Here is an 11,952-nt window from a genome sequence, read left to right as displayed (position 1 = left end):
TAAAAGAATTAAAAGTTTAGAGATTAATAAGGAATTATTTTTTGCAAATAAATAATTTTTTGGTATCACCCAATCTCAAACTGTTAAAGCTGACGAAGGATTATTGCACGCAGCCTTAGATTGCGAAAAATGAGGGTACTCCTATGTAGTTGGAAGTGTTCTATCTACCAGTGCAATTTTGCTTGAAACTCTAGAAATGATTAGTAAGCGGGCATTGCATGTTTATGAAGGAGTGGGAATGGGAAATGGAGTAACTTTGGCAGTAGTGAAGAAGTTTGGTAAAATGGCAACGGCATTATTAAATGATCGGATAGAATCGTTGTAGATTTACTTTACGCGAAAGTGAAATGATTGAAGCTAAAACGATGAAACCAGGGGATCTTGTACTATATTTATCATCCGTCCCTTATAATTTTAAATAAAATCAAAGAGTATCTTAAATTAATTCATTTCCCTTTACGGATGCTTACCTATTCACTTCCGTTTTCGCGCTCTCTGCGACTATAATAGAAAGGAATATATGAACGGAGTGAGAAAGATGAAAAGGGAAAGACCGGTCGTTTCGGCTTTGCAAAAATTTACTGAGATGAGGCCGATGAGTTGGCATGTTCCGGGACATAAAAATGGTTTGTTATCAAATTTACCAAGTACGATCAAAGAGGCACTTACATATGACTTAACAGAGTTAACGGGCCTGGATGATTATCATCATCCCGAGGAAGCTATTGCACAGGCTGAAGAGCTCTTAGCCAAGACCTATCAAGCAAGAAAAAGTTTTTTCTTAGTAAATGGCTCTACAGTAGGAAATTTGGCAATGATCTATGCAACCTGTAAACGAAATGAAAAAATCATTGTTCAAAGAAATGCACATAAATCCATTTTCCATGCACTGGAGCTGGTTGGAGCAAAAGCCATATTTATTGCCCCGGCCTGGGATGAGGCAACTACCGCTGCTGGAGCTGTGCCAACTGCTACACTGAAAGAAGCATTGCAGGTTCACCCTGATGCGAAAGCGGTTGTTCTAACCTATCCAACATACTATGGTGTAGCAGGTAAGGAGATGGCGCTGCAAATTAAAATGTGTCAAGAACTTAAGATTCCTGTTCTTGTTGACGAGGCCCATGGAGCTCATTTAATCGCAAGCAAGGATTTCCCGCCCTCGGCCATTCAATTAGGAGCAGATATTGTTGTCCAGTCTGCACATAAAACACTCCCAGCTATGACCATGGCGTCCTTTTTGCACGTGAATTCAGATCTGATTCATCCAGAACGAATCAATCATTATCTAAGAATGCTTCAATCCAGCAGTCCATCTTATCTGCTTCTGGCTTCTCTGGATGACGCAAGGGACTATATAGATAGTTATTTAGAAAGTGATGCCAACTATTTAAAAGATAAACGAAATCAGTGGATTGAAGCATTGCGTTCAGTAGAGCCCCTACAGGTGATTGAAGTAGACGACCCATTGAAGCTATTGTTGCGCATTCCGGGTTATACTGGGTACCAGTTAAAAGAAGTACTTGAACAACAAGGAATATTTGTCGAACTTGCAGACCCTTACCAAGCATTATTGATTTTGCCGCTGCTAAAACACGGACAGGCTTATCCCTTCGCAGAGGCACGTATACGGATAAAAGAAGCAATTTTTAATTTAAGGAAAATAGGGGTAAAGACTGAACAGACGGTTTCTCCATCAAAAGAATTTACAACCGTTTCAATACCCGAGTACTCTTATGACGAGTTAGATGAGCTTGAAAAGGAATGGGTACCATATATGCGGGCAATTGGGCGGGTAAGTGCAAGTATGCTCATTCCTTATCCACCTGGAATACCCTTATTCTTGCCAGGGGAAAAAATTACAGTGGCGAAATTAAGCCAACTAGAAGAGTTACTAGCAACGGGTGCAGCTTTTCAAGGGCAACATCGTCTAAACGAAAAGCTCCTATACGTCATAAAGTAATAGTCGGAGGAATATAGAAATGAAAAGCAATTTATTTATTACATTTGAAGGACCAGAGGGCGCAGGGAAAACGACAATTTTAAATAAAATTGCCGAGCGACTTCAAGAAGAAGGCATCGACGTTTTAGCTACCCGGGAACCAGGTGGAATCGAAATCGCGGAAAAGATTCGTGAAGTAATCTTGAACCCTGAAAATACAGCGATGGATGAACGAACAGAAGCCTTATTATACGCCGCTGCAAGAAGTCAGCACTTCTTTGAAAAAGTAGAGCCGGCAATGAAACAGGGCAAACTGGTATTATGCGATCGTTTTATTGATTCCTCATTAGCCTACCAAGGTTATGCTCGTGGAATTGGCATGGATGAAGTATTATCCATAAATGAATTCGCTATTGGGAAACAGTTGCCGGACCTAACGATATTATTTGATTTAGACCCAGCAGTTGGACTAGCCCGCATTCATTCACACAATGAGCGGGAGTTGAATAGACTTGATGTTGAGAGCTTATCATTTCACGAGAAGGTTAGGGAAGGTTATCATGAGGTAGTAAAACGTTATCCTGATAGAATTAAAATAGTTAATGCTGACCAGTCTGTGGAGAAAGTGGTAGAAGATGTGTGGAGACTGATTGTTCAGTCACTAGAAGAAAAGTAAATGAAGTAGGCTAGTTTGTATGATATAATATAAACACCAATTCAATATATGGGAGTGAGTGCGGATGAAGTTAGTTGTTGCAGTCGTTCAGGACCAAGATAGTAATCGTTTGTCTAGCGCGTTAACTAAAAATAATTTTCGTGCAACAAAATTAGCAAGTACTGGTGGTTTTTTACGTTCAGGGAACACAACCTTTATCGTTGGAACGGAGGATGCATTAATTCCTCAATTGCTTGATATTATTCGAGATAATTGCCGTTCCCGCGAACAAATGGTATCACCTGTTTCGCCTTTAGGTGGCAATGCAGACTCGTATATCCCGTACCCCATTGAAGTTGAAGTTGGGGGAGCAACAGTTTTTGTATTACCGATCGAACAGTTCCACCATTTCTAACCCTATTTATTAACTATCATAATTCAACCATCAATTCATTGTAGAATTTATATAGTAAGATTTCTAGCAAATAAAAAGGTGTTGCCACAGCGGTTGTGTGAACGGATCCAGAAGATTTCGGACATATACGCTATTGGCTTTGTAATATGGTGGAGGCGAAGAGTAATTGAAGATAAATCAAGATTTACGTGTAGGCTTGAAAACCAATCATCATGATATAAAACAGCCCAACCAGCCAGGAAATCGCTTTGGTGACGTCCTTGTGAAACAAGGATCGAAGCTGCAAACAGAGCAGTTAACGAGATTAATGGGCGATATCTCCGCAGCGGGTGACCGTGTAGCAAGATCCCGTAACTTGCGAGAATTGACTCGTTTTAAAATGCTAATTAAACGGTTCTTGCAAGAAGCTGTTGAATATGGCCTCGATATGAAACAATCCCATACATGGAATCGTTTCGGAGAAGGTCGTCGCCTAAAAATTGTCGAAACGATTGATGAGCGATTAGTAGAACTTGCACAAGATATTTTAAGTGAAGAAAAGAGTTCAATCGATTTGCTTGATAAAATTGGCGAAATCAAGGGATTGTTAATTAATTTATATATGTAAAACCCGTGTCTACTTACTTCCTGTGTTGGGCACGGGATTTTTTCTAAGAAAACTTAAATGGGGGAACTTAAATTTGTTTTCATAAACGTTATCTAAAGAAAAAGGTGAAGGAAAGTGGCAGAAAATGTGGAAGAACTAAAGGTTTTACAACCGGTAGTAATGAAGCAATTACAAACGATTTTTGAGAAAAATAGAACCGGTCATGCGTACATATTTGATGGAGAAAAAGGAACAGGTAAAAAGGAAATCGCAATGTTCTTCATAAAACTGCTTTTATGTCTGAACCCGTCGAAAAATGTTCCATGTGAAACATGTCGAAATTGCAAACGTATTGAAACTGGGAATCATCCGAATATTAAACAGTTAGAACCGGACGGGCAATTTATCAAAATCGACCAAATTCGAGAGCTAATTTCTGGAATGACGAAGACAAGCATGGAAGCGGGCCGTAAAATTTATGTCCTCCATCATGCAGATCGTATGAATACATCTTCCGCTAATACACTACTTAAATTTTTAGAAGAGCCAGAGGGTAATGTGACAGCCATTTTACTGACGGAAAGCTATCAATCCATTTTGCCGACCATACAGTCACGTTGCCAGCATATAAAATTTGCTAGCATTCCACGAGATATTTTATTAAAGCAACTTCAAGAACAAGGTATCACCTTTTCAATGGCATCCACTGTTAGTATGCTGACAAATAACTTGGATACGGCGATTTCATTGGCACATGATGAGCAGTTTGCACATGCAAGAAAAACAGTGTTAAAATTAGTAGAGACAGTTAGAAAAAATGTCCATGAGGCATTATTCGTTGTCTATGAAGATTGGCTGCTTTCCTTTAAAGAAAAAGAGGAGATAGAACGAGCCCTAGACTTACTACTTTTCGCATACCGTGATATTGTAGCTGTAAAGGCGAATCCGCAAAGCTCATGTACATATCCGGACATGTTACAAAGTTGGAAGGAAATTGCGTTGCATACAACGTATGATCGTCTATCTGATCAATTGCAAGCAATTTTGCATGCTAGACAAAATTTGCAGCGCAATATGAATCGGTCGCTTTTGATGGAGCAGTTAATGCTTAATCTGCAGGAGGGGTATACATTTGTATAATGTAGTAGGAGTCCGTTTTAAAAAAGCGGGTAAAATATATTATTTTGACCCCGGTGAATTTCTACTGGAAATTGGGCAGTATGTCATAGTAGAAACAGCAAGAGGGGTTGAATACGGAAAGATTGTTGTTCCGATGAAACAGGTTGGGGAAAATGATGTTGTTTTACCACTAAAACAAGTATTGCGCCCAGCTGATGAACGGGATCGAATCCAGGTTGATGAAAATAAGCAGGAATCACAGCGAGCATTCGAACTAGCCAGCACTAAAATTAGTGAGCACAAGTTGGAAATGAAGCTTGTTGATGTTGAGTATACATTTGATCGCAATAAAATTATCTTTTACTTCACTGCTGAAGGTAGAGTTGACTTCAGGGAATTAGTAAAGGACTTAGCTTCGATTTTCCGAACACGCATTGAGCTACGTCAAATTGGCGTGCGTGATGAAGCGAAACTTCTTGGGGGTATAGGTCCTTGTGGCAGAATGCTTTGCTGTTCGACATTTTTAGGAGATTTTGATCCAGTCTCAATTAAAATGGCGAAGGATCAAAACCTATCGTTAAACCCAACGAAAATCTCTGGATTATGTGGTCGTCTTATGTGCTGTCTTAAGTACGAGAATGACGATTATGAGAATGCCAAGGAAGGAATGCCTGACATCGGTGATTCAACAATGACACCAGATGGTCCAGGTAAAGTAATAGGAATTAATGTATTAGAACGATTGATTCAAGTCTTCTTAGAAGAGCAGGTGCGCACTGTTGAATATTCATTAGAAGAAATTATTGAATGTGAGAAGAATTTGATTTAGATAAACAATGGGGTGGCTTTCCAGTGAAGGACCGTAATTTTTTAGATACAGTTATGGAATTCGAACAACAGCTCGAATCGCTGCAGCAACAATATAATGATTTGAAAAAATATGTTGCACATATGGTGGAAGATCATCAAGCAATCCAAACGGAAAACCTTCACCTACGCAGACGTCTAGAGGAACTTTTATCTGCAGATTCTACCGATGAGAGTAGTAATGAAGAGAAAGTAAACCTATTAGATATTGGCGAGGGGTATGATAACCTAGCACGTCTATACCAAGAAGGGTTCCATGTTTGCCATGTACACTTTGGCGGTTCTCGAAAAGGTGAAGATTGTTTATTTTGCCTATCGTTTTTAAATAAACAAAATGCATAAATTCTCCCTTGTTAGTAGAAAGGCTGATACCACTTTATAATGGTTTCAGTCTTTTCTTTTGTTTAATTTTTATAATTTTCTTTTTGATAGTACAATGATAAAAGAAAAATAAACTGGGTAGTCAAAGTTGGAATAACCGTAACTTCGATAGTTCATTTTAAGCGGAGAACTATCAGGCTATATAGTGGATTTATTAGGAGGTTTTTTATGGAACAATGGTTAAAAGAAGATGAACGGCTGGATTATTTATTGGCTGAGGATTTGCGAATTATTCAGAGTCCGTCCGTGTTTTCTTTTTCATTGGATGCAGTACTATTATCGAGATTTGTCAATGTCCCTATAAATAAAGGTAAAATTGTCGACCTTTGTTCTGGAAATGGCGTGATACCATTGTTTCTAAGTGCCCGAACGAAAGCGGAGATTATTGGTGTCGAATTACAGGAACGATTGTTTGATATGGCAGAACGCAGTGTGAAATACAATGGATTGGAAAACCAAATCCATATGATTCTTGGAGACGTAAAGACGATTCCACCTCAGCTGGGCATTGAAAAATATGACGTGGTGACATGTAATCCGCCCTATTTTTTGGCGCATGAACTGAGTGATAAGAATATCAGTGAGCATTATGCTATTGCACGTCACGAGCTGCATCTCACATTGGAGGAAGCGATTGAATCAGCAAGCAAATTATTAAAACAGGGCGGAAAGGCCGCTTTTGTTCACCGTCCAGGGAGGCTTCTCGATATTGTAACAGCAATGAGAGCACATCGACTTGAACCGAAGCGCATTCGTTTTGTCTATCCGAAATTTGGCAAAGAAGCCAATACGTTATTAATAGAGGGCATCAAAGACGGGAAACCGGATTTAAAGGTATTGCCTCCATTATACGTATATAATGAGAATAACGAGTATACGGATGAAGTGAGTGAAATTCTATATGGAGACAAAAAATAATCATTTCTTTTATGTATTGGAATGTGCAGATCAATCTCTTTATGCGGGCTACACTAATAACTTGGAAAAGCGGGTTGCCACTCATAATGCCGGAAAGGGAGCAAAATATACCAAAGCACATTTACCTGTCAAATGCGTCTATTTTGAGCGCTATGAAACGAAGCAAGAGGCGATGCGTGCGGAATACGCATTTAAACAATTAAAACGAAATGAAAAGTTGAAGTATATTGGAGGGGCACCAACATGAAATCACAAAAAAGCAGTCAGCACGAACAGGGTAGCTGTCTATATTTAGTGGGAACACCAATAGGAAATTTAGAAGATATGACAGTCCGAGCACTGCGAATCTTGAAAGAAGTAGACGTCATTGCAGCAGAAGATACACGAAATACCAAAAAGCTATGCAATTATTTTGAAATTCAAACACCACTTGTGAGCTATCACGAACATAATATCGAGCAAGGGGGAGAGAAGCTGCTAGGGTATCTAAGAGAAGGAAAATCAGTTGCCTTGGTTAGTGATGCGGGCCTTCCTTGTATCTCGGATCCTGGTGCTGATATAGTCGTTAAGGCCATTGAAGAAGAATTTGCCGTCGTACCAGTACCAGGAGCAAACGCGGCTTTGACTGCATTGATTGCGTCAGGGATTTCACCTCAGCCTTTTTATTTCTTTGGCTTCTTGAATCGCCAAAAAAAAGAACGCAGATTACAGCTTGAGAGATTAGCAAAGCGGGAAGAAACGATGATTTTTTATGAAGCCCCTCATCGATTAAAAGAGACATTAAAGGATTTGGAACTTGTTTTAGGAAATCGAAGAATTGTGTTGGCACGGGAATTAACAAAGAAATTTGAAGAATTTTTGCGCGGAACGATTTCTGATGCACTTAATTGGGTTAATGATAATGAAATTCGCGGTGAATTTTGCGTAATTTTAGAAGGAAACGCAAACGGAGAGATAGAGAAGGAAGAAGAAGCCTATTGGGCAAACCTGTCAATTGTAGAACATGTTGACTATTTAATAGAAGAAAACCAAATGAACTCAAAGGACGCGATTAAAGAAGCAGCCAGATTGAGAGGCTTACCAAAGCGCGATGTATATCAGCAATATCACGTTTAGTGATGAAGGTAAAGATATAAAAAAGTGTAAAATGACATACCCATAGCGCGTTAAAATGTACATACGTTAACACGTATGCAGTAAATAAAAAGGAGGATCTCATCCACTCATGAGACCTCCTTTTTTCCTGTAAAAAAATATTATTGAATAAGAAAAAAGAAGTTGCCATTTTAATGGCGAAAATCATATTTTCTCATAAATTATTTTGAAAAGTGTTTTTGAATTTCTTTTACTAGAATTTCTGCACCTTCTGGACTTAAGATTAATTTTCCGTCAGCAAGACGTAAATTCTCGTCTGATACTTCCCCAGTCACAGCACAAGTCATATTTGGCATGTATTTTTTTAGAATGATTTTATCATCATCAACGTAGATTTCTAATGCATCCTTTTCAGCAATTCCTAGTGTACGACGAAGTTCGATAGGGATAACTACACGTCCTAATTCATCTACTTTACGAACGATACCTGTTGATTTCATGGCAATATTTCCTCCTATATTTTGTATAATATATTTTACATTCGTCAAAATTCGACATATTTCTTCTTTCTGAATAGAATCATACCAAGTAATACCATATACGTCAATTATTTAGTATTAATGGTTGAAACTTGATGTGAACATGTTGTGAACATTATTATAGATAAATGAGGTTTAATATATATAAATAGCATTAATTGGAGATTATTATTATAAAGAATGAATTCTAGTGGAAAAGTTTCAGTAAATTTACACCATTTTCTAATCATATTTTTCCACAAGTGCCTGTAATAATATTCTTTCATTGAAACAATTTTCTTACTTCGATAAAATAAACATTATACAGTTGACAATGGAGGCCATTTTACGTGAACGAAAAGAACACATTTTATATAACTACCCCAATTTATTATCCAAGTGGTAAATTTCATATCGGTACCGCATACACTACTGTCGCATCAGATACAATCTCACGTTATAAACGTTTAAGAGGATATGATGTACGCTTCTTGACAGGAATGGACGAGCATGGACAAAAAATTCAGGAAAAGGCTGCGGAAGCGGGCAAGAATCCTCAAGACTATGTAAATGAAATTGCTGAAAGTGCCAAGAAGCTTTGGGCTTTAATGGATATTTCTTACGATGACTTTATCCAGACTACACAAGAACGCCACAAAAAAAGTGTAGAAAAAATTTTCCAGAAGTTTTTGGATAATGGAGATATTTACAAAGGTGAGTACGAAGGATGGTACTGTACGCCTTGTGAATCTTTCTATACGGATACGCAATTAGAGAACGGAAATTGCCCGGACTGTGGACGCCCAGTACACAAAGTAAAAGAAGAATCTTATTTCTTCAATATGAAAAAGTACTCTGAACGTCTTCTGCAATACTATGAAGAAAACGTTGAATTCATCGAACCAGAATCACGTAAAAACGAGATGATTAACAATTTTATTAGACCAGGACTAGAAGATTTATCAGTATCACGTACTTCATTTGACTGGGGAATCAAAGTTCCAGGCGATCCAAGACATGTTATTTATGTTTGGGTGGATGCGCTGACAAACTATATTACAGCATTGGGATATGGCTCGGATAATGAAGAGTTATTTAACAAATACTGGCCGGCGGATGTGCATGTAGTAGGAAAAGATATCGTTCGGTTCCATACAATTTACTGGCCGATTTTCCTAATGGCGCTGGATCTGCCATTACCGAAAAAGGTATTTGCACATGGATTCATTATGATGAAAGATGGAAAAATGTCGAAGTCCAAAGGGAATGTTGTATACCCGGAAATGCTAATCGAGCGTTATGGATTGGATGCTACACGCTACTTCCTTCTACGTGAATTGCCATTTGGTGCTGATGGCGTATTCTCGCCTGAATCCTTTGTCGAACGGACAAATTTCGATTTAGCAAATGATTTAGGAAACTTACTAAATCGCACTGTTTCCATGATGAATAAATATTTTGACGGCATTATTCCAACCGAGAACCTGGTTGAGACAGAATTTGATGCAGCTTTAAAAGTGCATGCCAAAGAAACGCGCTTAATTTATGAGAAGAATATCGAGAAAATGCAATTTAGTGTTGTATTGTCCGATGTCTGGTCACTTATTTCTCGTACAAACAAGTATATCGATGAAACACAGCCATGGGTTTTGGCAAAAGATGAGGAAAATAAAGGGAAGCTTGCTTCGGTAATGTATAACTTGGCTGAGAGTCTTCGCCACATTGCTGTAATGCTTCAGCCATTTATGACTTCTGCGCCTAAGCAAATTGTCGAACAATTAGGTTTAGACGCGACTCACCTGGCTTGGGAAACAATTGAAACATACGGAAATACTATTTCAGCAAATACAAAAGTGGTAGAAAAAGGAATACCTATTTTCCCGCGCCTAGATGTTGAAGTAGAAGTTGGATATATAAGAGAGCAAATGAGAGCATCTGTAAAAACACCTCAGGATGAGGAGAAAAAAGCAGTGGTAGAAGTGCCGGAAGTACCGGAAATCTCGATTGATGACTTTATGAAAGTGGACTTGCGAGTGGCTACTGTTACAGCATGCGAACCAGTTCCAAAAGCAGATAAATTACTTAAGCTTCAGGTTGACCTTGGCTACGAACAACGCCAAGTTGTATCCGGAATTGCACAATATTATAAACCAGAGGAATTAGTGGGGCAAAAAGTAATTGTTGTGGCAAACTTAAAACCTGTAAAACTTCGTGGTGAACTATCACAAGGAATGATTCTGGCAGGCTCCCATGATGGGGTTTTAACACTTGCTACAGTGGATCCAAAACTTCAAAATGGTGCAAAAGTAAAATAACTTTTAATAATTAGTTAGCCTGTTGGACAAACTTTGTTCAGCAGGCTTTTCACTCGAAAACTTTCTATCCATGAAACTATATTATAATAATAAAATCCTGTAAAATGACTGTCGAAATAGGGAAAAATTACTAAGTACAGCAGAAAACTGTATGATTTATGACACGAATTGTAGCCCTTGTAATAATTCTGTAATTTTATTGTCAACTAAGAAATGTTTATATCCAATACAATAGGTTAGGAGAATGAAGTATGTTTATAGATACACATGTCCATTTAAATGCAGATCAGTATGATGAAGATTTACAGCAAGTAATCGAGAGAGCAATCGAAGCGAAAGTTGAAAAAATGGTGGTAGTCGGGTTCGATCGTAAAACAATCGAAAGAGCTATGAAGCTAGCAGATGACTATGAATTTATCTATGCGGTGATTGGTTGGCATCCTGTTGATGCAATTGACTGTACCCCCGAAGATTTGGAGTGGATTGAACAAATTGCCGCTCATCCAAAAGTTGTCGGTATTGGCGAAACTGGTTTGGATTATTATTGGGATAAGTCACCAAAAGATGTACAACAGAAGCTATTCCGCAAACAAATTCATCTGGCACAGAAATTAGAACTGCCGATTATTATTCATAATCGCGAAGCTACAGGTGATGTTGTAAGGATATTACGTGAAGAAAATGCAGCATCCGTTGGCGGTGTTATGCATTGTTTCAGTGGAAGTGTTGAAACTGCTCGTGAATGCATTGATATGAATTTCATGATTAGTCTGGGTGGCCCTGTTACATTCAAAAATGCTCGACAACCAAAAGAGGTAGCAAAGGAAATTCCTCTGGAGCATTTAATGATTGAAACGGACGCCCCTTATTTAGCACCACATCCTTATCGCGGAAAGCGCAATGAACCGTCATTTGTACCATTGGTTGCAGAAGAAATTGCCCGCCAAAAAGAGCTATCGGTTGATGAGGTTGCAAAAGCAACAACCTCAAATGCTATTAAATTTTTCAATCTCGATGAATAGATTTCCTAAATGCCTCCAATACTGCGTTTAGGAAGGCTTCGTTTAAATGGACTATTTTTTAAAAAAGTTAATTTGGTTGACAGCTAGAAAAGTAGTCCGTATAATCCAACGAGTGCTAAGGA

13 protein-coding genes are annotated in these 11,952 nt (G+C 38.4%); 12 read left to right on the top strand and 1 reads right to left on the bottom strand.

The annotated features are described in order from the left end of the window. The first annotated feature begins 538 nt into the window (after window positions 1–538). The 10 genes from QYB95_RS17790 (at window position 539) to rsmI (ending at window position 7,996) form a co-directional block, all read left to right on the top strand. A complete protein-coding gene (locus QYB95_RS17790) occupies window positions 539–1,960 on the top strand; it encodes an aminotransferase class I/II-fold pyridoxal phosphate-dependent enzyme (protein ID WP_301139715.1) in 1,422 nt (473 codons plus the stop codon). A 19-nt stretch (window positions 1,961–1,979) separates the two neighbouring features. Further along, window positions 1,980–2,615, top strand: coding sequence for a dTMP kinase (gene tmk, locus QYB95_RS17785; RefSeq protein ID WP_301139714.1), 636 nt, complete (start codon window positions 1,980–1,982; stop codon window positions 2,613–2,615). Window positions 2,616–2,679: 64 nt separating this feature from the next. Continuing rightward, window positions 2,680–3,009, top strand: a complete 330-nt coding sequence (locus QYB95_RS17780; protein WP_036197895.1) for a cyclic-di-AMP receptor — start codon at window positions 2,680–2,682, stop codon at window positions 3,007–3,009. Between the two features lie 166 nt (window positions 3,010–3,175). After that, the gene (locus tag QYB95_RS17775) at window positions 3,176–3,616 is read left to right on the top strand and encodes a YaaR family protein (RefSeq protein WP_301139713.1); all 441 of its coding nucleotides are present in this window, start codon (window positions 3,176–3,178) and stop codon (window positions 3,614–3,616) included. A 114-nt stretch (window positions 3,617–3,730) separates the two neighbouring features. Next, window positions 3,731–4,735 (top strand): DNA polymerase III subunit delta', encoded by a 1,005-nt coding sequence (holB, locus tag QYB95_RS17770; protein WP_301139712.1) that lies wholly within the window; start codon window positions 3,731–3,733, stop codon window positions 4,733–4,735. After that, complete coding sequence (locus QYB95_RS17765; RefSeq protein ID WP_301139711.1) at window positions 4,728–5,543, top strand: PSP1 domain-containing protein; 816 nt, start codon at window positions 4,728–4,730, stop codon at window positions 5,541–5,543. The genes holB and QYB95_RS17765 overlap by 8 nt, the downstream gene beginning before the upstream one ends. 23 nt (window positions 5,544–5,566) lie before the next feature. Then, a complete protein-coding gene (gene yabA / locus QYB95_RS17760; protein WP_301139710.1) occupies window positions 5,567–5,923 on the top strand; it encodes a DNA replication initiation control protein YabA in 357 nt (118 codons plus the stop codon). A gap of 207 nt (window positions 5,924–6,130) precedes the next feature. Then, complete coding sequence (locus tag QYB95_RS17755) at window positions 6,131–6,880, top strand: tRNA1(Val) (adenine(37)-N6)-methyltransferase (RefSeq protein WP_301139709.1); 750 nt, start codon at window positions 6,131–6,133, stop codon at window positions 6,878–6,880. Further along, on the top strand, window positions 6,864–7,127 hold the full coding sequence (locus tag QYB95_RS17750; protein WP_301139708.1) for a GIY-YIG nuclease family protein: 264 nt from the start codon (window positions 6,864–6,866) through the stop codon (window positions 7,125–7,127). The genes QYB95_RS17755 and QYB95_RS17750 overlap by 17 nt, the downstream gene beginning before the upstream one ends. Continuing rightward, a complete protein-coding gene (rsmI, locus tag QYB95_RS17745; RefSeq protein WP_301139707.1) occupies window positions 7,124–7,996 on the top strand; it encodes a 16S rRNA (cytidine(1402)-2'-O)-methyltransferase in 873 nt (290 codons plus the stop codon). Before QYB95_RS17750 ends, rsmI begins: the two co-directional genes overlap by 4 nt. Before the next feature lie 200 nt (window positions 7,997–8,196). Here rsmI and abrB read toward each other — a convergent pair whose 3' ends face one another. Beyond that, window positions 8,197–8,481 (bottom strand): transition state genes transcriptional regulator AbrB, encoded by a 285-nt coding sequence (gene abrB, locus QYB95_RS17740; RefSeq protein WP_301139718.1) that lies wholly within the window; start codon window positions 8,479–8,481, stop codon window positions 8,197–8,199. A 362-nt stretch (window positions 8,482–8,843) separates the two neighbouring features. Between abrB and metG the strand changes: the two genes are divergently transcribed. Continuing rightward, entirely contained in the window at window positions 8,844–10,808 is a 1,965-nt protein-coding gene (gene metG / locus QYB95_RS17735) for a methionine--tRNA ligase (RefSeq protein WP_301139706.1), read from the top strand. 251 nt (window positions 10,809–11,059) lie between these two features. Then, window positions 11,060–11,830, top strand: a complete 771-nt coding sequence (locus QYB95_RS17730; RefSeq protein ID WP_301139705.1) for a TatD family hydrolase — start codon at window positions 11,060–11,062, stop codon at window positions 11,828–11,830. Window positions 11,831–11,952: the final 122 nt, after the last annotated feature.

It is taken from the genome of Ureibacillus aquaedulcis, from assembly GCF_030418165.1.
Lineage (GTDB): Bacteria > Bacillota > Bacilli > Bacillales_A > Planococcaceae > Ureibacillus > Ureibacillus aquaedulcis.
This window is presented reverse-complemented; position numbering and strand designations above follow the sequence as displayed.

What these genes read in the sequence shown, in the direction of transcription:
- QYB95_RS17790 (WP_301139715.1), top strand. Translation starts at nt 539, where the DNA reads ATGAAAAGGGAAAGACCGGTCGTTTCGGCTTTGCAAAAATTTACTGAG.
- tmk (WP_301139714.1), top strand. Translation starts at nt 1,980, where the DNA reads ATGAAAAGCAATTTATTTATTACATTTGAAGGACCAGAGGGCGCAGGG.
- QYB95_RS17780 (WP_036197895.1), top strand. Translation starts at nt 2,680, where the DNA reads ATGAAGTTAGTTGTTGCAGTCGTTCAGGACCAAGATAGTAATCGTTTG.
- QYB95_RS17755 (WP_301139709.1), top strand. Translation starts at nt 6,131, where the DNA reads ATGGAACAATGGTTAAAAGAAGATGAACGGCTGGATTATTTATTGGCT.
- QYB95_RS17750 (WP_301139708.1), top strand. Translation starts at nt 6,864, where the DNA reads ATGGAGACAAAAAATAATCATTTCTTTTATGTATTGGAATGTGCAGAT.
- rsmI (WP_301139707.1), top strand. Translation starts at nt 7,124, where the DNA reads ATGAAATCACAAAAAAGCAGTCAGCACGAACAGGGTAGCTGTCTATAT.
- QYB95_RS17730 (WP_301139705.1), top strand. Translation starts at nt 11,060, where the DNA reads ATGTTTATAGATACACATGTCCATTTAAATGCAGATCAGTATGATGAA.